Origin of the sequence: Paenibacillus sp. FSL R5-0701 (genome assembly GCF_037973995.1) — a bacterium.
In the GTDB taxonomy this organism is placed as follows: Bacteria; Bacillota; Bacilli; order Paenibacillales; family Paenibacillaceae; genus Paenibacillus.
Map to the genome: position 1 here is coordinate 712,558 of NZ_CP150230.1, position 20,231 is coordinate 732,788.

17 protein-coding genes are annotated in these 20,231 nt (G+C 48.2%); 16 read left to right on the plus strand and 1 reads right to left on the minus strand.

Going from position 1 to position 20,231, the window contains the following annotated elements; translation table 11 throughout:
* The first annotated feature begins 38 nt into the window (after nt 1-38).
* Entirely contained in the window at nt 39-437 is a 399-nt protein-coding gene (locus MKZ13_RS03375; protein ID WP_221818690.1) for a hypothetical protein, read from the plus strand.
* 35 nt (nt 438-472) lie between these two features.
* Nucleotides 473-787: a hypothetical protein gene (locus tag MKZ13_RS03380; RefSeq protein ID WP_221818691.1), complete on the plus strand. Its 315-nt coding sequence runs from the start codon at nt 473-475 to the stop codon at nt 785-787.
* Nucleotides 788-895: 108 nt separating this feature from the next.
* On the opposite strand, the gene acnA is transcribed toward MKZ13_RS03380, so the two are convergent.
* The gene (acnA, locus tag MKZ13_RS03385) at nt 896-3,610 is read right to left on the minus strand and encodes an aconitate hydratase AcnA (protein WP_076216727.1); all 2,715 of its coding nucleotides are present in this window, start codon (nt 3,608-3,610) and stop codon (nt 896-898) included.
* A 377-nt stretch (nt 3,611-3,987) separates the two neighbouring features.
* On the opposite strand from acnA, the gene MKZ13_RS03390 reads away from it, so the two are divergent.
* The 14 genes from MKZ13_RS03390 (at nt 3,988) to MKZ13_RS03455 (ending at nt 20,194) form a co-directional block, all read left to right on the plus strand.
* Nucleotides 3,988-4,992 (plus strand): amidase domain-containing protein, encoded by a 1,005-nt coding sequence (locus tag MKZ13_RS03390; RefSeq protein ID WP_036614248.1) that lies wholly within the window; start codon nt 3,988-3,990, stop codon nt 4,990-4,992.
* A 137-nt stretch (nt 4,993-5,129) separates the two neighbouring features.
* A complete protein-coding gene (locus MKZ13_RS03395) occupies nt 5,130-6,230 on the plus strand; it encodes a D-alanine--D-alanine ligase (protein WP_339181741.1) in 1,101 nt (366 codons plus the stop codon).
* Nucleotides 6,231-6,260: 30 nt separating this feature from the next.
* Nucleotides 6,261-6,584 (plus strand): hypothetical protein, encoded by a 324-nt coding sequence (locus MKZ13_RS03400; protein WP_036614107.1) that lies wholly within the window; start codon nt 6,261-6,263, stop codon nt 6,582-6,584.
* A 155-nt stretch (nt 6,585-6,739) separates the two neighbouring features.
* Nucleotides 6,740-7,741, plus strand: coding sequence for a UV DNA damage repair endonuclease UvsE (gene uvsE, locus MKZ13_RS03405; protein ID WP_339181744.1), 1,002 nt, complete (start codon nt 6,740-6,742; stop codon nt 7,739-7,741).
* Between the two features lie 98 nt (nt 7,742-7,839).
* On the plus strand, nt 7,840-8,712 hold the full coding sequence (locus MKZ13_RS03410; protein WP_036614103.1) for an inositol monophosphatase family protein: 873 nt from the start codon (nt 7,840-7,842) through the stop codon (nt 8,710-8,712).
* Between the two features lie 230 nt (nt 8,713-8,942).
* On the plus strand, nt 8,943-9,233 hold the full coding sequence (locus MKZ13_RS03415) for a hypothetical protein (RefSeq protein WP_338590718.1): 291 nt from the start codon (nt 8,943-8,945) through the stop codon (nt 9,231-9,233).
* A 387-nt stretch (nt 9,234-9,620) separates the two neighbouring features.
* Nucleotides 9,621-10,943, plus strand: a complete 1,323-nt coding sequence (locus MKZ13_RS03420; RefSeq protein WP_339181747.1) for a stalk domain-containing protein — start codon at nt 9,621-9,623, stop codon at nt 10,941-10,943.
* A 249-nt stretch (nt 10,944-11,192) separates the two neighbouring features.
* Nucleotides 11,193-12,980: a histidine kinase gene (locus MKZ13_RS03425; RefSeq protein ID WP_339181749.1), complete on the plus strand. Its 1,788-nt coding sequence runs from the start codon at nt 11,193-11,195 to the stop codon at nt 12,978-12,980.
* The gene (locus MKZ13_RS03430; RefSeq protein WP_339181752.1) at nt 12,955-14,508 is read left to right on the plus strand and encodes a response regulator; all 1,554 of its coding nucleotides are present in this window, start codon (nt 12,955-12,957) and stop codon (nt 14,506-14,508) included. The genes MKZ13_RS03425 and MKZ13_RS03430 overlap by 26 nt, the downstream gene beginning before the upstream one ends.
* Nucleotides 14,509-14,728: 220 nt before the next feature.
* Nucleotides 14,729-16,012 (plus strand): sugar ABC transporter substrate-binding protein, encoded by a 1,284-nt coding sequence (locus MKZ13_RS03435; protein WP_339181754.1) that lies wholly within the window; start codon nt 14,729-14,731, stop codon nt 16,010-16,012.
* Between the two features lie 145 nt (nt 16,013-16,157).
* Nucleotides 16,158-17,060, plus strand: a complete 903-nt coding sequence (locus MKZ13_RS03440; RefSeq protein WP_047841423.1) for a sugar ABC transporter permease — start codon at nt 16,158-16,160, stop codon at nt 17,058-17,060.
* A 2-nt stretch (nt 17,061-17,062) separates the two neighbouring features.
* Nucleotides 17,063-17,902 (plus strand): carbohydrate ABC transporter permease, encoded by an 840-nt coding sequence (locus MKZ13_RS03445; RefSeq protein ID WP_091039044.1) that lies wholly within the window; start codon nt 17,063-17,065, stop codon nt 17,900-17,902.
* A 73-nt stretch (nt 17,903-17,975) separates the two neighbouring features.
* Entirely contained in the window at nt 17,976-19,217 is a 1,242-nt protein-coding gene (locus MKZ13_RS03450) for a rhamnogalacturonan acetylesterase (protein WP_339181759.1), read from the plus strand.
* A gap of 560 nt (nt 19,218-19,777) precedes the next feature.
* Nucleotides 19,778-20,194, plus strand: a complete 417-nt coding sequence (locus MKZ13_RS03455) for a sensory rhodopsin transducer (RefSeq protein ID WP_339181761.1) — start codon at nt 19,778-19,780, stop codon at nt 20,192-20,194.
* Nucleotides 20,195-20,231: the final 37 nt, after the last annotated feature.

A 20,231-nucleotide genomic window follows, 5' to 3' on the forward strand; every position in this document is an offset into this window, starting at 1 on the left:
CGTTAGTACCTATCCCTTATAAAAAAGGAGGACATACATTGTATTCATTAGCTATACAACTAGCAGGAACAATGAAAGCCATTATGCAAATTGAAACTGAAATTGCTGAAGCTAAGATTGATCAACAGGCTGAAGAGATCATACTTGGTATGGAAAAGAGAAGATCAGCTTTAATAAATAGTGTCACACGTGATGAATTAATGGTCATCCAAACAGTGATGAACGTAGGAAGGTCAGAAAGAGGGTATCGTTATCATTTTAATTCGGAAGACGTTGAGATTATTAACCTTCCCATTGAGTTAGACGAGCATGAGTTGATGCAGAAATATTCCTACTATCTGATACATAAAACCAAAGAGGAATTAGCATATGGAATTGAATATCATACGCTTGTCTCATCATTTCTAAAAGAAGGTATAGAAATTTTGAAACTCTAGACCGTTACCCGACATACTGATAGGAGGTCTGCAAGATGATAATGAAAATTTCGTATTATACACCAGATGGATTCTACTATTATGTCCCCGATCAATATGCAGAGAAGATGGAAGAGTGGAGAATTGAATTTTCAGATTTTTTGCAGAGTATAGAGGGGAAACATCCATTCACAGAATACATAGAGTCCATTAATTATGAGGGTGAGCTGGAATATGCCGTTTTTGTAAGATGCTACGGAGGAGATGAGTTTGTAGACTGGATTAACGTAGAGAAACTAAACTGCAGAGGTATATATCGTATAGCTGAGCCACCTGATGATTCGGAAGTTGGCTTGAAAATTGATTTTTAAACGTATCCCGATTATAAAAAGCAAAGCCAAAAAAGCTCCCCACCACGTGCACTAGCACGTGGTGGGGAGCTTTTTTGGATAACTTCATCACATTAATGATTTATATCATTAAGCTTTTTTCATCATTTGACGCAATACAGTTTGCAGGATACCGCCGTTATGGTAGTAATCCACGTCAACCATGCTGTCCAGACGAGCGATAACAGGGAAGTCGAACTGTGTACCGTCTTCACGAGTTACGGTAACTTTCAACTCTTGTCCTGGCTTCACATCATTGCTGAGGCCAGTAATGTCATACGTTTCACGTCCGTTCAGACCAAGGCTGGACCAGCCGTGACCTTCCTGGAATTGCAATGGCATTACGCCCATGCCGACCAGGTTACTACGGTGAATCCGCTCGAAGCTTTCTGCGATAACGGCTTTGACGCCGAGCAGGAATGTTCCTTTTGCCGCCCAGTCACGGGAGCTTCCTGTACCATACTCTTTACCAGCGATAACGATCAGGTTCTGTCCTTCATCCTGATACTTCATGGAAGCATCGTAGATGGACATTTCTTCGTCCGTTGGCAGGTACTTCGTGATGCCGCCCTCGGTGCCCGGAGCCACCTGGTTACGAATACGAATGTTGGCGAATGTACCACGCATCATTACTTCATGGTTACCACGGCGTGAACCGTAGGAGTTGAAGTCTTTGCGCTCTACGCCATGTTCTTTCAGGTATAATCCAGCCGGGCTGGATGGTGCAATATTACCTGCTGGCGAGATGTGATCCGTTGTTACGGAATCTGCAAGCAATGCCATAACACGTGCAGAACGGATATCTGCGATATCGTTCAACTTGTCGCCAAGCTCTTGGAAGAATGGAGGATTCTGAATGTACGTGGAGTTCGGGTCCCACTCGTACAATTCGCCTTCCGGTACAGAAATTGAATTCCAACGCTCATTGGCTGTAAATACATTCTCGTACTTGTTGCGGAACATCTGAGCGTTCAGGGAACTTGCGATGGTATCCTTGATTTCCTCGGATGTAGGCCAGAGGTCTTTCAGGAATACAGGCTCATTGTTCGTATCATAACCGATTGGATCGGTTTCAAAGTCAATATTCACTGTACCCGCAAGTGCATATGCCACAACGAGTGGTGGTGATGCCAGGTAGTTGGCTTTAACCTGTGCATGCACACGGCCTTCGAAGTTACGGTTACCGGACAATACAGCCGCTACGGTCATATCGTTCTCAGCAATAGCTTCGCTCACTTCGTCCGGCAGTGGGCCGGAGTTACCGATACATGTTGCACAACCGTAGCCGGCAACATTGAATCCGAGTTTGTCGAGATACGTGATCAGACCTGCTTTTTCCAGATACTCGGTAACCACAAGGGAACCTGGTGTCAGACTGCTTTTCACATATCCTGGTTTGGTCAGGCCGCGTTCAACTGCTTTTTTCGCCAGTAGTCCCGCTCCAACCATAACACTTGGATTCGAAGTGTTCGTACAACTTGTGATCGCCGCGATCACAACAGCGCCTGCCTTCAGTTCACTGTTGGAACCGTCCGGATGCTTCACAGGTACGGATTGTTCGATTTTCTCATCGCTCAGACCGTAGCCGCCTTTATCTACAGGTGTGCGAATGATGCTGTTGAAGCTTTCTTTCATTTGTGTCAGCTCGATGCGATCCTGTGGACGTTTTGGTCCGGCAAGACTTGGTACAACAGAGCCGAGATCCAGTTCAATCACATCTGTGAATTCAGGATCAACGGTGCTTGAAGTACGGAACATGCCTTGAGCTTTGTAATAAGCTTCAACCAATTCAACCTGCTCGTCAGGACGGCCAGTGTTACGCAGATAGTTCAACGTTTCACTATCAACAGGGAAGAAACCGATGGTAGCGCCATACTCTGGTGCCATGTTGGCTACTGTTGCACGGTCAGCCAGACCGATGTTGGCAAGACCTGGTCCGTAGAACTCTACGAATTTACCAACAACGCCTTTTTTACGAAGCAATTGGGTAACGGTGAGTGCCAGATCCGTTGCTGTTGCGCCTTCACTCAGGCTGCCTGTCAGTTTGAAACCGATAACGTCTGGTGTTACAAAATAAAGCGGTTGGCCCAGCATACCTGCTTCGGCCTCGATTCCACCAACACCCCAACCAACAACACCAAGTCCGTTGATCATGGTGGTGTGGGAGTCTGTACCTACGAGGGAATCCGGGAATACAACGGTTTCGCCGTCAACGGTTTTTGTTGCTGCCACAGAAGCCAGATACTCCAGGTTAACCTGGTGAACGATCCCTGTGGATGGTGGAACTGCACGGAAGTTGTTGAACGCCGTTTGCGCCCAACGCAAGAAACGGTAACGCTCTTCATTACGCTCAAACTCAACTTTGATATTGTAATCAAGTGCATCGTTGGTACCAAAAGCATCAACCATAACGGAGTGGTCGATAACGAGATCGACGGGTACGAGCGGGTTGATCTGTTTTGGATCGCCGCCTGCTTTTTTCACAGTATCACGCATTGCAGCGAGGTCAACGACAACCGGTACACCGGTGAAATCCTGCAGAACGATACGTGCAGGGATGAATGGAATTTCCTTGTTATTGTCACGGCCATCTGCCCAGCCGGTCAGTTGTTTTACGTGTTCTTCGGTGATGGCACGTCCGTCGAATTGACGAATTGCTGCTTCAAGCAACACTTTAATGGAGAAAGGGAGCCTGGAAAGATCGCCGTGGCCGTTTTCCTGAAGAGCATCGAGACTGTAGTAGCGGTAAGACTTGCCTCCAACCTCAAGACTGCGAGCGGCGGAGAAATGATTCTTTGCTGACATACATGTACCTCCTTGGGATGTGTCGGTGAGATGAAGAAAACGTTCATTTAGGTGAAGAACAGGCCTTCATCGTTCCGTGTTCTTGTGTGTTAGTTTCATCAGATGAAACGTAATTTCATAATCATAACTTTAGTTTTAAGTATACCGTTTTCACCTCCGTACGTAAAGGTCTTTTTGCCTGATCAAGCAAGCTTTTGGACCAATGAAGGCGTTTTCGTGAAGTGAGCAGGAATAAGATATCTCGTGTACCTGTATTTGCCGAATTTCGGATCTCCCTCCTGAGCCGTGTACATACAACCGAAGACCCTTTCATATGAATAGTAGGAGTTTATATACGCAATGAAATATTCCAGACAGAACTTATGCCAAAGGGGGACATAGGCTTGGAACGGGAATGGAAGAGTGCCTTATATACTTACGTGAACCAGTACAATCGCTGTGAGATCGACTACCGTCCACAGACCAGCGAACGGATTGTTACCGATCCTGACTTCGTGGTGGAACGGGGAGAGCGTATGGCAAGGCTGGACGAATGGTATCGTAAACGGCGCGCCGTGCCTCTTCGCAGCGAGACCAGCGCCAAGCTTGTGCGCACGCTTATGGATGGCCAGGAAGAAGCGGTGGTGGATGTACAATTGTACAGCAGACTGTTCTACGAGAAGAGCGGGATCACCCACCGGGAGGACCGGATTGAGCGGGAGCGGTTAACCTTTCTGCGGCAGAGTGGTGGATGGATCATTGGGCGGGTCGAGCGAGAAGTGCCGGAGCGTCGCCCTGCTGGGGAAGGACGTCCGTTTCAACAAGCTGATTTTGTACAGGCGATGAATCGGCCGCTGCTGAATCGGGAAGTGTTGGGTCAAGGAAGAAGCTCACGGCAACAGTCATATCGCAGAGATCTGGCAGTTGCCTATGCAGATCGGTGGTGGAATGCGGGGAATCCGGCATTTGAGGAATTTGATGTGGATTGTACCAATTACGTGTCCCAATGCCTCTTTGCAGGGGGCGCACCCATCCACTATACTGGTAGAAGAGAAGCCGGCTGGTGGTATAAAGGGTATGTGAACGGCTCCGAAATGTGGAGTTACAGTTGGGCAGTTTCCAACAGTCTGGAGCGTTATTTGTCAGGCAGCAGCTGGGGTCTGACCGCGACAGAAGTGGAGCGTCCTGAGCAGCTGATGCTCGGCGATGTTATTCTCTACGATTGGGATGGAGACGGACGATTTCAGCATAGCACCGTTGTGACCGCGTTTGATGCGGGCGGCATGCCGCTTGTTAACGCACATACGGTTAGCAGCCGTCACCGATTTTGGGATTACCGGGATTCTTACGCTTGGACGGAGCGGACGGTATACCGGCTTTTTCATATTGCAGATGAGTTTTGATGACGAAAGATTTTCGGGATGCGGTGACGCAGACATCCAGTTCCGTGTAAAATAAGACCAGATAACGCAAGCAGAATAACAAGGGTGCTGAGCATGCAAACATGACAGCATCAGGCACAGATAATCGGAGGGTACACATGAGTATGGATAAATTAAAAGTAGGCGTCGTGTACGGCGGAAAATCGGGCGAGCATGAGGTGTCGCTGCAAACGGCGTTTGCTGTAACAAACGCATTTGATTATGAAAAGTATGAACTGGTTCCTTTTTATATCTCCAAGCAGGGGACGTGGAAAAAAGGACCTGTCATGCATGCGCCGTTCGCGCAGATTGAAGATCTGAAGCTGGAGCAATCGGCGGGTGGAACACAGGATGCGCTGAACGCCCTGTTTGGCCGTTTGTATGGTGGAGCAGAAGCGCTGGACGTGATGTTCCCTCTGCTGCATGGTACGTTTGGAGAGGATGGCACCATTCAGGGCATGTTTGAGATGGCGGATATGCCATATGTAGGTGCAGGTGTACTGGCTTCGGCTGGCGGCATGGACAAAGTGGTCATGAAAAAGCTGTTTGCACAGGCTGGCATTGACCAATGTGCCTTTACGTATTTTAACGCGACACAATGGAAACAGACAGAGCACGAAATGATCGTGCAGGTCGAAGATCAGCTGGGGTATCCATGTTTTATCAAACCGGCGAATCTGGGCTCCAGTGTAGGCATCTCCAAAGCACGTAACCGCGATGAACTGAAGACAGCTGTCGAGTTCGCACTTCGGTATGATACGAAGGTTGTCATTGAGGAGTTCGTTGAAGCCCGCGAAGTTGAGGTCAGCGTCCTCGGCAATGACGAGCCCATGGCTTCCGTTCCAGGCGAGATTGTATCCTCTGGTGAGTATTATGACTATGCAGCCAAGTATATTGATGGTCAATCACAGATGCTGATTCCAGCTCCACTGGACCCAGAGGCCGCAGACCGCATTCGCGAGGCAGCTTTGCAGGCGTTCCGTGCGATTGAAGGTAACGGTATTTCACGTGCCGACTTCTTCATTCGGAAAAATGACGGCGCCTTGCTTATTAATGAAGTCAACACCATGCCTGGTTTCACACCATACAGCATGTATCCACTTCTTTGGCGTGAGACAGGTGTATCGTATGCCGAACTGCTGGATCGCATGATTGAGCTGGCACTGGAGCGTTACAACCGCAAGCAGGCACTGAATTACGAGAACGGCGTACAGGTGTAGCCTGCGACCACAAGATCAGGAGGGATATGCATGGGATTTCAGACTGAATTCAATTCCGTATGCAAGTTCAAGAATGAGCAGGAGCTGTTCGAACTGCTTGAATACGGACGCGGTAAAATGGTCAAACAGGGCTTCCGGGTATTTCCTACCGGCCAGAAAGTGATTGCATACACACCGGATAACGTGGCTGTAGCCATCGTCAAGATCGTGGTTTCCATTGCGGAGATCAACTTCCAGGGGCAAGAGGTAACCGAGGTGGAGATGCAACTCATCCGCAAATTGACTGAGGAAGAATCACGCATCCAGACTGCCCTTGCGGATGAGATGTTCTTTGGAGAGCAAGCACAGGAGTAGTTGTTGACTGTAAGTGCGGGTCGGAAGGACGGATTTGCCAGAATACGATTATGGTCACTCTTTTAGGGTAAAACTTGGTTATATACAGTGACGGTACATCCTGACGGCTGAATATGCCGTGCGGGTTCTCCGCCCTAATAGAGAGGAAGAGATTCATGCTCGTACGCTTTGGTTACGTGGCAATGTCCGTGCTTATAGAGAATGCCTCGCCTTCCCGGACCATGACCATGTCGAGTTTTAACAAAATCGATGACAGGGAAGCAGCGATCCGCAAGCTCGAACGGATTGCAGCCGAGAACCTGCACAATACATTACGTTTGCTCAGGCACAACAAGGGTAGCCATATTCATGTATATCGCTTCTCTTCCAAATTGATTCCACTGGCAACACACGAGGACCTGAATGACTGGGACCCGTTCCCGGCACTGAAGCAGGACTTTGCGGCCATTGGTGATTTTGTGAAGGAAAATCATATGCGTGTGTCCTTTCATCCGGATCATTTTACCGTACTTAGTACCCCCCGCGAGCAAGTTCTGTACAACTCGATTCGCGACCTTCGTCATCATGTTCGGATGCTGGATGCCATGGGGCTGAATGCCACTGCCAAGAACAATATACATATTGGTGGTGCATACGGGGACAAGCCTTCGGCGGCGCTTCGTTTTGAAGAAAACTTTTTGAAGCTGGATCGGGACATTCAGGAGCGGCTCACACTCGAAAATGATGACAAAACGTTCAATGCGCCTGAGACACTAGCCGTGTGCCAGCGCTTGGGATTGCCCATGGTACTGGATATCCATCACCATTGGGTGAACAACGAAGGAGAACAGGCATGGGATCTGTGGCCTGATATTCTAACGACCTGGCAGTCGCCGCTTGCCCAGGCAGATTCACCGGCTGATCACCCATTGCCACCCAAAATCCATGTCTCCAGTCCAAAGAGTGAGAAGGATCTGCGAGGTCATGCCGATGGGGTAGAGGTAGAGCCGGTGCTCGACTTCTTGCGTCATATCGCAGCAGATACCCCAAGGATTGACGTGATGATCGAGGCTAAACGCAAGGATGAGGCACTTGTACAACTGATGCAGAAGCTGGCATTCTATCACGAAGAGGGTGTGGAGTGGGTGGACGAGTCTACCGTCATCATTCATCCGTAGTGCCAAAAGGGGCCTGGGCAACGAGAAACTTTACGACCTGTGGGGCGTATACTTTTAACAAGTATTTCAACTTTTCGTAGATTGATATAGAAAGTAGAGTGAACGCTTTGAATGAGAAGGAAAAGACACCTTATGTCGTGACAAGCAAAAGCTATACTGCCGTTGCCATTAATGCAGCTTCCAAAGCTGGGGAATGGATCAAAAGCCGTCTTGGGACGGTAGCTGAACTTGGCACCAAATATTCACCCCAAGATCTGGTGACCGAAGTGGATAAAGGAGCGGAGCAGATGATCCGCCGCCTGATTCTTACGCATTTTCCCCACCATGCCATTCTGGGTGAAGAAGGCGTCGAACCGGGACCGGAAGCTTCGGCAAAAGCACTGAAAGAGGCTGAGGAAGAAGAATTTCTGTGGATTGTTGATCCTGTGGATGGAACGACGAACTTTGTACACGGATTCCCGTTTTATTCGGTGTCCATCGCATTGGCTCACAATGGTGAAGTCATTGTTGGCGTGATCTACGATCCTTCCCGTGATGAGATGTTTGTTGCGGAAAAAGGGAAAGGAGCATATGTTCACGGAAACCGGATGCTTGTATCTGGTGAACAGGAACTGGCTCAGAGCCTGATTGCGGTTGGATTCCCGGCAGACACAACCTTTGCGTTGCCACTGAATATGGCCGCTGTGCAGGCGCTTGCTCCGCAAGTTCGTAACTTGCGTGCTGGTGGATCAGCCGCCCTTCATCTGGCGTATGTTGCAGCAGGACGTCTCAGCGCCTACACCGAAGTTGGATTAAAACCGTGGGATATTGCAGCAGGTGCGCTGCTGGTTGAAGAATCAGGTGGCAAGGTGACGGATACCATCGGAACGCCTTACCAACTGTCTGTGAACCATGTCGTTGCCAGCAATGGCAAAATCCATGATGCACTGACGGATGTACTGAAGGAAGCGAAAGCAACCGGTCTGGAGTGAGTTTATTCAACTCATCCATGCTTTAATTACTTTTAATTGTACATTAACGGAGGGGACAGAAAGCATCTGAAGAAGCGGAGCGCTCGCCTTTATCACCGGATTTCTACCTTGGAAAAGGGAATCAAAGAAATCTGGGGATAACAGCGATCGAAAGATGGTTCTGTACACGAAGTGAAAGTACAATAGTAATAATTAACACAAGTATGACTTTAATTAAAGGAGCGAGAACAATGGATGAATCCAAAGAACTGGAACGACGGCTCAGTGATATGCTGACGGAAGGGGACATGGAAGAGTCCGGCGACACCGATCAGCGTGAACGCCAGCTGATTCCTCCCAAATATGAAGTGCGAATCCAGACAGAACGTGATCCAATTGTCGAGGAAACGTTAAAGTACCGGAAGATGGCACGCGAAGTGGATGATCGTTATGATCGGTATCTGGAGCGAGCTACCGGGAACAAACCGGAGAGTGACAAGGGTCATTCGATCGCTGAAGATTCGAATAAGCCGCAATCTTAACGAATCACTGAACGTCATAGCTGAGCTTAACCAGTAACAGGCTCCCCACCAGGGAGTCTGTTATTTCATGTGTGCTCTTAGTAGAGAGGACAACACCTACTTTAAAATGATAGAATAGAGTAACACCAACCAATGTCATTGGAATGACCAATGTACTATATATTAGTGAGGTTGTTCAAAAAGTCCGCTTTTGATTACGAAGGATGCCTAACGGCATCATCAGCATCGAATATGGAATTCAGCCGAAATGTCCGTTGCTCACGTAGTTTTCCTACGCTCCGCTACTCCATTTCTAGCTTCATCCCATCTTCTCGGTACTGAAAACCGACCTTTTTGAACACGTACATTTAGTGTAATTATAGATTCACGAGAAGGAGTGTTACCTGAATGAAGCGTAAAAGTCTATGGGAAAATACAGCTGCCGGTTTAACGGTAAGCATGTTGGCAGGAGTGCTGCTCTTCACATCTTCTGCATTACCTGCACACGCGGCTGACACCAAAACCGGTGTATTGCCAGCGGGTACAAACGAGACTTCGCTGACAGCGAAGAAAGATGCAGTAGCCGTAACTAAGGAGTTCCGCATCGTCACATTGGGAGATTCCATAACGGTAGGTTATGAGCCCAACACAAAAGAATTGCCTTATGGTTATGTAGAACGTCTGTATGAGCAGGGTTTGCTGCATGGACGTACACAGGTGGACAACTACGGGATTGCCGGTTTGAAAACCAGTGGTCTGAAAAATTTCACTACTGCAATTAAGGATGGTAAAACGCTGACTTCTGAAGCCATTCAACCAAGTCTTCCTGATCCAAGAGCGGGACAGATCGGAGCCAATACTGCTGCAATCCGTGAGAGTGTAGCACAGGCCAATCTGGTTGCAATTACCATTGGGGGAAATGATGTATCGGAGCTTCTCGGTACAGCAGACAAACTGAGTGATCAGGAACTGCAAGTGAAGGTAAAAGAATTACTCGCAACCTATACAGCCAATGTTAGTGCAACGATTAATGATATCCATGAAATTAACCCGACAGCTACAATTGTCATCGCCGACCAGTATCAACCGATGCCAGAAGTAGCAGGCAAAGCACTCTATGCCAAACTGATGGAGGCATCTCAAGGTTTCACACAGACCATTGATGGTATTGCAGCACAATTCACTGCTCAGGGTACCGATGTCAAAGTCGCACACGTGGCCAAGGAGTTTGTTGGTGGTGAAGGCACGATGACACATATGATCAAAGATCGTGATTTCCACCCGAACCAATTTGGATATGCGGCCATTGCCGAAGTATTTGCCAAAACGATCTGGGGAGATTACACCAAGCTGACTGCACCTGCCACAGGTGAACCAATGAATATTATCGTGAGTGGCAAAACACTAAATACACCGTACAAACCGATTATCCGTAACGGCAAAAACTTTGTGGCGATTCAAGACATCGTAAACGCTGTAGGTGCTACTACGGTGTGGGATAATAAAACTTCAACCGCAACCATTACATATGGAGACCGAAAGGTTGCTGTGAAGATTGGTGCCAATGCTGTGAAGGTAAATGGAGCATCGGTTACTGTGGATACACCTGCATTCCTGAACAAGGTAGGCAAAGAGTCCAAAACATATGTACCACTTGCCATGGTGGCTGAAGGTCTTGGCTTTGATGTGCAATATGTAGCGAAGCTGAAAACTGTTTTTGTTAATCCGTAAATTGTATTTCATGCTTTAACATGATGTTATTTAACGGCCAGAATGCCTTGATCTGTTCAAGGTATTCTGGCCGTTTTGTGTTCTTTTTGCGTTGCTGACACAGATGCATACCTTCTCTAATGACCTGAAATGTTGCATAAATATATCTTGTCAGATGACCAATGGATGTGTAAATATGAAAATAACTTACAATAAAACCACTAACGCATCGTATGACAGCACCCTTCGCAACCCAAAGGAGCGCTTAGGATGAACAAAATTAAGAACGCTTTCACAACACTACCGATTCATCACAAAACGATTCTTCTCATCGGACTTTTGATGTTAATCAGCTTTACGTTTTATGCGTCCGTACTGCGTTATGTGTTCAGTATCTATGACCGTCAGATCTATGAGAAATCCTCGCAGGTCCTCAATATGTCTTCGGTAGGTATTGAGAATCAACTTCGTGAAATTTCTAATCTTTCCTTCAAGGTAATGTCGGACGAGCCGCTTCAGCAATATCTGCTCCAACTGAAAAAGGCCGAAACGGGTTACGAGAAAAATGGATTACGTAAAAAAATTACCAACAGGTTAGTCGCTTATGCCGGTTCCGAAAAATACGTCTATTCCATGCTATTTATCGATAATGATAATAACGTTATGGCCGCAGGCAATCGGGAGGGAATTTCGGAGTCGAAGCAAAAGGAACTGGTTGCACTGGGACAGCAATACTCGGGCTCCAATGCCTGGCATACCAGTGGGGATAAACAGTCCAGGCTTTTGTCGGTCCGACAGGTGAAATCCTTTATTGGCGGAGCATTTACATTGGAGGAACTCGGCACACTGATCATCCGCGTCCGGCTGGACCGAATTGTACAGGACCAGATGCAAGAACCGGCTGAGGACTCCCAATTACTCATTACGGATGGAAAAGAAGTGATCTATCCAACAGAATCAGCCGTCAGTGAAGCCGAGATTGAGTCTGAACTGAAGCGCACCCAGCCCTACGGAATTGCCATGTTTGAGCATGGGAGACACTTTGTAGCTCGTGCGCATTCTTCCTATACGGATTGGACCTATCTGTATACAACCCCGTTTGACCAGATGTTTAAACAGATCCAGTTTGTCAAACAGTTGGTCACGGTGATCTTCATCATGATCTTTCTGGCGGCGCTTATCATTGGAGCGAGATTCTCTCGCAGTATTACCCATCCGATTGCGCAGTTGATCAAAAAGATGCGTAATATCGAAAAAGGTGATCTGGATAAGCTGGAGGAGGCAGCCCTTGGCAATGTTCCGATATCTCCACAGAATGAGGTTGGGCTGCTGCATCGCACATTCAAGATGATGCTTCAACGAATACGTGAATTGATTGATGAGAATTATGCCAAGCAATTGGTGATTCGTGAGACTGAGTTGAAAGCGCTTCAGGCGCAGATTAATCCACATTTTCTATACAACACGCTTGAATCCATTAACTGGCTGGCTAAAGTACAGAAGCAACGACAGATCTCGGAAATGGTTGAGGCTCTCGGATTTCTGCTGCGTAGCTCTGTGAATATGTCCGAGAAGTGGATCACGCTGGAAAGAGAGCTGGATATTGTCCGCAGTTACGTGACAATTCAGCGCACACGTTTTGAGGAAAGACTGGATTTCGACATGGAAATTGCCCCAGAGGTAGGAACGGCGCGGATACCGAAGTTAACATTACAGCCGTTGGTGGAGAACGCCATACATTATGCACTCGAACCAAGCATTGACCCTTGCCGGATTCGTATTCGGGCGAGAGCAGATGGAGACAAGGTGATTATTGAAGTCGAGGATGACGGTCCGGGGATGACACCGGAATTCCTGGAACAACTACACGAAGGACGTATTCAGACAAGAGGACAGGGCATTGGGTTATCTAACATCCAGGAACGAATCAGACTGACCTTCGGCGATGAAGGTGGAATGGTGATGAGCAGCAAGCCCGGATCAGGAACTGTAGTATCGATCAGCATACCTTGGATCAGAGAGGACGATGACGATGTACAAAGTGATGCTCGTAGATGACGAACGTGTCATTCTGGAGGGGATTTCCCAAGTGGTCGATTGGGCCGCAGCAGGTACGGAATTGGTGGGTACGGCGAGGAACGGGATCGAAGCATTGGACAAAATTGGGCAGTCAAGACCCGATATTATTATTACGGATATTTCCATGCCAGGTCTGGATGGTCTCGGACTCATAGAGAAGGCATCCGAAGCATACCCGGGAGTACGTTTCATTATGTTATCCGGCTACAAGGAGTTCGAATATGCCCGGAGAGCGATGCAATATGGTGTGAAGCATTATTTGCTGAAGCCCTGCAACGAGAATCAGATCCATGATGCGTTAATTGAACTGCTGCAGGAGCATCAGGATGCCCAGGTCAAGGAGCATGTTGCGGGTGAGATGAAACAGCGATTGCAGCGTGTTCTTCCACATGTGAAGGAGCAATTTCTGCTGGAGTTCATGACCAACCGCACCTATGGGCCGGTTGATCTGGAGTATTATCAGGAGCTGTTTGATCTGGAGCTTGAAGAGAACGCAGTTCGGTTACTGTTGTTCCGAATTGTAGATGAACATGATTACAGTCACTTATTTGCGATCAAAAACATTGCCAGTGACCTGCTCCCACATGTCCTTTTAAGCACGACCATTGAAGGCAAACTCCTCATCCTGCTTGCGGATTCAGCTGATCCGGCCGGACTGAAAGAAAGTATTGAAGAGGTTCGGGCTGCATTCACCAGACTATATAAATTGGAAGTGACCGCTGCGCTGAGTGAAGCAGATCGAATGATCCAGTCCCGGCGGTTGTTTCGTGAGGCATTGCAGTATCTGAACCATCGCTTTTTTATCGGTGAAGGCAAGCTGATCACGAAGAATGATCTGGTACTGGCGGGAGAATGCGACGGCGTGCACGTAGAGCAGGATGCGGAGCAACTGTGTCAGTTGATCAAATCGGGCAATACCGAGGAAACAGCGGTAGAGGTGGATCGTCTGTTTGATCTATTATCACGTCAGCAGCTGGAAATTGAAGTGACTCGCTCTTACGTAGTGCAGCTATACTCGGCGATGGTTCATGTCTGTCCACCTGAGGAGGCAACGGAATTCACCCAGCGTATGGCAGAACTGCCGCATATCGATACGTTATCTGGTTTGAAGTCTTTTGTTGCAAGCAGTGCAGCCCGATTAACTTCCGGTTATTACAAAAACCATATCAGTCGCCAGTCTTCTGCCGTGGAGAAGATGATGGATATCGTGGATCGTCATTATGGAGAGGCAGATCTCTCGCTCAATGGAGTCGCCCATCAGATGTTGTATATGAATCCAGATTATCTGGGTAAGATTTTCAAAAAAGTCACAGGCGAGAATTTCTCCAATTACGTGAATCGTCTGCGCATTGAACGCGCATGTGACCATATTCGCAGAGGCGGGGATGTGAAAGTATTCGAGCTTGCTGAATTGTTCGGATTCGGTGGGAATTCACAATATTTCAGTCAGGTGTTCAAAAAGTGGACCGGTATGACACCTACGGAATTCCGCAGAATCGGCATATAACAATGGACTACCAATCATGTAATTCATGTCTGGGGAGGACGAACAGCGCCGAGAGGAGGCTGTTGTCCTCCTCTGTTTTTTGAACCAACAAGACGGTTTTGTGTATTCAACTCTGGTCGTACATTTGCGAAAATGACATTAACAAGTTTGTGAAAGCGTTATCAGAAACAAAAGGATAACTCGTTCACACAACCATATCAACATAAAAGGGGAGATTGGCATGGTGAAAAAGGCAATATTCCTGATGATGGCTGCTTTGCTCGTGTTTACAGCGGCATGTAGCTCAGGTGGAGGAACTGAAGGAGCATCTGGAGATGACTCAGTTACCCTGCGGATCGCTTGGTGGGGCTCGGATGCACGGCATGAATATACACAGAAGGTCATTGACCTGTACAAATCGAAAAACCCGAATGTCAAAATCGACGTGGAATATGCTTCATTTGATGATTACTGGAAAAAGCTTGCACCACAAGCAGCTGCAAATCAGTTGCCTGACATCGTTCAGATGGATATTTCCTACATCAGCCAATATGCACAGAATGGTCAGCTTGAGGATCTAGCGCCTTATCTGGGCAATCAGATCAAAGTGGACGATGTGTCCGAGAACGTTATTAGCACAGGTGTAATTAACGGCAAACAATACGGCGTACCTGCCGGTGTTAACGTTCTGGGCTTCCAATATGACCCTGCTTTGCTTCAAAAAGCGGGAGCAGAAGCTATGCCTGAAAATATGACATGGGAATCATACGAAGCACTGGGCAAACAAGCCGCAGAGAAAGGCCTGTATTTGGATGGAGGGGTAGCTCCTGATATCTTCTTCCATTACTTCCTGCGTACCAAAGGACATTCGCTTTACAATGCAGAAGGAACTGGCCTTGGTTATGATGATGACCAATTGTTTGTGGAGTTCTTCGGACTTATGCGCCGCATGATCGAGCAGGGTGCAGCACCTACGCCGGATGTAGCCAACCAAACCAAAGGCATTATTGAGGAATCAGATCTCGTGAAGGAAAAAGGAATTGGCGTATGGCAATGGTCCAACCAGTTCGTAGCCTTGCAACAGGTGGCGAACCGTCCACTCGAAATCGCTCCAATGCCAGGACCGGATATGGAAAAAGGACTATATATGCAACCAAGTATGTATTGGGGTGTAACGTCCAACTCCAAAGTGAAGGAAGAAGCGGCTAAATTCATTGATTTCTGGGTGAATGACGTAGAAGCGAACAAACTGATCAAAGGTGAGCGCGGTGTGCCAATTTCAGGAGCAATCAAAGAAGCCATCGCACCTGAGCTGAGTGACGCAACAAAACAGGTCTTTGAATTCGTAGCAGCCATGGAGCCAAAGGCTTCACCAATGAGTTCTCCGCCACCGGTTGGTTCACCTGAAGTAATCTCTGCTCTGGCAGATGTGGCTGAAGAGTTGAACTTTGGCAAAATTACACCTGAACAGGCAGCAGAAACATTCCGCAAGAACGCCGAATCTGTACTTGCGAACAATAAATAACAGTTGAATTGAATGATGGCTTGCTCGTCCCACTTCAGGGATGGTCGGGAATGGGGCTACTCGCGAATGCGAGGGCCTTTCCCCGTCCAGATAACCCGAAGCAAGGATGGGGGAGCAAGCTGATCCATGAAGGAGGTTCGTTCCATTGAGGCAGTATTCGTCGTTACGTAGAAACTTAACTGGATATGCGTTCATAAGCCCGTTTATTATTGGATTCCTGGGCTTCACACTCATCCCCATGTTTGTGTCCTTATATATGTCGTTCACGAGTTATAACTTATTCACTTCTCCGCGGTGGATTGGGCTTGATAACTACACCAAAATGTTTTTTGATGACCCGAAATATTGGAACTCGGTCAAAGTGACGTTTCTGTATGTATTCATTGGGGTACCGTTAAGGTTGATCTTTGCCCTCTTCGTAGCGATGGTCCTAAACACTGGCTCTCGTATGATTGGAACGTACCGGACGCTGTATTACCTGCCATCCATTATCGGTGGTAGTGTGGCCGTATCCATTATGTGGCGTAACCTCTTCAGTAATGAGGGTGTTATCAACAGTGCTCTAACGGCAATCGGGATCGGGCCAATCAGCTGGTTTGGTGACCCGAATGCGTCCCTGGTTATGCTCATCTCACTGTCTGTATGGCAGTTTGGTTCGTCCATGCTGATCTTCCTGGCTGGTCTCAAAAATATCCCTACTGAGATGTACGAGGCAGCAGGTGTGGATGGCGCGAATCCTATACGGAAATTTTTCAGCATCACCTTGCCACTGCTTAGCCCGATCGTCCTGTTCAATATGATTATGCAGACGATTGGAGCATTCATGACGTTTGTACCTGCCTATATTATCTCCAAAGGCGAAGGCGGTCCAATGGACGGTACGATGCTGTACTCCCTGTATCTGTTCCGTCAGGCGTTTATGTTTAACAACATGGGTTATGCTTCGGCAATGGCCTGGATCATGCTCATCATGATCGGTATACTCACGGTAGCTGTCTTCCTGACATCCAAGTACTGGGTGTTCTACGAATCTGAAGGAGGGAAGTAACGATGGTTTGGAGAAATGTAAAGTGGCCCGTTTATCACCTGTTCGTTGCAGCTCTTGCCCTCCTGATGCTCTATCCGGTCCTATGGATGCTATTCAGTTCATTCAAGGAAAGCCGTACGATCTTTGTCACAGCGGATACCCTGTTTCCTGCGGAGTGGATCTGGAGCAACTATGTGGATGGCTGGAAAGGCACAGCTGGAAGACCATTTATGGATTACATCACCAACTCACTTGTAATCGTAGTGATATCTACCATCGGTGCTGTGATATCGTCATCGCTGATCGCTTTCGGTTTTGCCAGACTTAATTTCAAGGGACGTACATTCTGGTTCTCCTTGATGATGTTAACACTGATGTTGCCACATGACGTGGTATTGGTTCCTCAGTACATCATTTTCACGAAGCTCGGCTGGCTGAACACTATCTTGCCAATTGTTGTACCTACATTCTTCGGAATGCCGTTCTTCATCTTCCTGATGGTACAGTTCATTCGAACGATTCCGAAGGAACTGGATGAGGCAGCAACCATCGATGGATGTAACAAATTCAGACTGTATATCCAGATTATTATGCCGCTGATCAAGTCTTCTCTGGCGACTGCAGCCATCTTCTCCTTCTACTGGAGATGGGAGGATCTGCTCGGTCCGGTATTGTACCTGAACTCGCCTGATAAATACACCGTGTCGATGGCGCTGAAAATGTTCCTCGATAGCGAATCTGCTTCCAACTGGGGCGCAATGTTTGCGATGTCCATCGTCAGTCTGGTTCCGGTTGTAGCTGTGTTCTTCATCTTCCAAAAACAAATTGTTCAAGGGATGAGCACCAGCGGATTGAAAGGATAAGCCGGATTCACTGTATCTTCGTATCTTCGCCCGAATGAACGTTTACAAAAGTTAACCAAGGAGGTTATCGCTTTTGAATAAAGCTCAAGGTAGTCAGGCCGTTGCCATGGGGGCAGCGGCAGAGAGCCAGGCAGTGTCCGTGACCAGCTGGAAGTTTAACTTTGGACCGGACTCGGGAAGAGCAGATGAGACAGGGGATTATCTGAAAGTAACTGCAACCACCGCATATGAGGAACGCGGAGGATACGGATTCGAGGCAGGATCTCTGGTGTATGAGAAACAACGCATTCGTTATGACGATGTGTCGGATCCCACGAAACAACATCATATCAATCCGGGGCAGACAACCATGTCTGCCCGATTGCGTTCAGGCTTCTGTATTCCGCTCAAAGCATCGTTCATCGTGGATGTTCCCGACGGAACCTACCAAGTATTACTTGTTGCAGGGGATGAATTGGCTGAGACAGTGACCCGCGTGAAAGCTGGTGAAGGCAGGCTTGTACTGCCAACCATTCGCACACTTCCCGGACAATACGCAGAGGTTAGATTCTCGGTTGTTGTTCGCGGCGGCAGACTTCGTCTGTCATTCTCCGGTCCTGCACCGAGAATCAATGCGTTAGAGATTACTCTTGCGAATCAGACCATGACCGTATTTCTTGCGGGGGATTCAACCGTAACAGATCAGCCGGAAAGCGGATATCCGTATTGCGGTTGGGGCCAGTTATTGCCAGCACAGTTCAAACATGATGTGGCAGTGGATAATCACGCCCAGTCAGGGCGCAGTTCCCGCAGCTTTATTAATGAAGGCAGATTAAGCGCCATTCTGGAGCGAATCAAGCCCGAAGCTTTTCTGTTTATTCAATTTGGACATAACGATGAGAAGCCGGACCCTGAACGTGGGACGGACCCATTCACAACATATAAGGAATATTTGAAAAAGTATATCGACGCTGCACGCGAAGCCAAGGCTCGTCCGGTGCTCATCACCCCGGTGCATCGGCGCTATTTTGCGGATGATGGCACATTGACCGATACCCACGGGGATTATATCATCGCCGTGCGTGAGCTTGCCGAAGAGGAAGATGTTCCGCTGATCGATCTGGCTGAGCGTAGCCGTCTTCTGTTCGAGCAGGCGGGCGTTGAAGGCACCAAGGATGACTTTATGTGGGTACTTCCAGGCGAGTATGTGAACTTCCCCTCAGGCATGGAGGATAACACGCATTTTCAGGAACGAGGCGCCTGCCGCCTTGCCCAGCAGGTGGCAGAAGCCATACGCGAGTTGCAATTGCAACCGTTGCAGATGTATCTGCGGTAGGTTCATGCCATTAATAATTAAGCGAGTTAAACGAAGTAACGAGCCAACAAAAGTTGCCCAGCGAAGAGCGAAGGCAATAATCTTTTAAAAGCCAATGGCGAGCGTAGCAGCGGAGGAGGGCGGAATCGGGTAGAGGGAGCGAAGCGTCCGCCTTTGGAGCGGGATTTCCCCTGCTGAGGGGGAATAGAAGAAATCCCGAGCCAACAGCGGCCCACAGCCCGATCCGTCCGCCAAAGCGGCTGCCCTGCGAGCTATTCAGGGTTTAAAAGCTGTAGCGAGTTAAACGAAGTAACGAGCCAACAAAAGTTGCCCAGCGAAGAGCGAAGGCAATAATCTTTTAAAAGCCAATGGCGAGCGTAGCAGCGGAGGAGGGCGGAATCGGGTAAAGGGAGCGAAGCGTCCGCCTTTGGAGCGGGATTTCCCCTGCTGAGGGGGAATTGAATAGAAATCCCGAGCCAACAGCGGCCCACAGCCCGATCCGTCCGACGAAGCGACTGCCCCGCGAGCCCACGGATTTTTAACCTATATTGCACTCGTGAAAAAAAGGAGGATGTATTTCAATGACACCTGACCAGACAGAATCAGACACATCTGCCCGTAAGAATGTTTTAGCAGCTACAGGTCACACCTACTGGGTTATTCCTGATGGTTACATTCCCCCGGAGAGCCGGGGCACATTGGAGAGTCATGAGAGCATCTGTGTACTGAACACCAGTGCCGCGGATGCGGAGCTGCACATCACGATTTATTTTGAAGACAGAGAACCACTCGAAGGTATGGTCGCTGAAGTGCCAGCAAGAAGGACGAAGCATATTCGGACTGCATCGCTACGATCCGGGGAGCAGTCTATTCCGCCGGGCGTGCCTTATGCGATTACGGTTTCGAGCAACATCCCCGTTATCGTCCAGTACAGCCGTTTGGACACGACCCAGCCTGAATTGGCTTTGATGAGTGTCATGGCGTATCCATTAGGATAACTTCCCCAATCGACAGCATAGTTGGAGATGGCAAGAA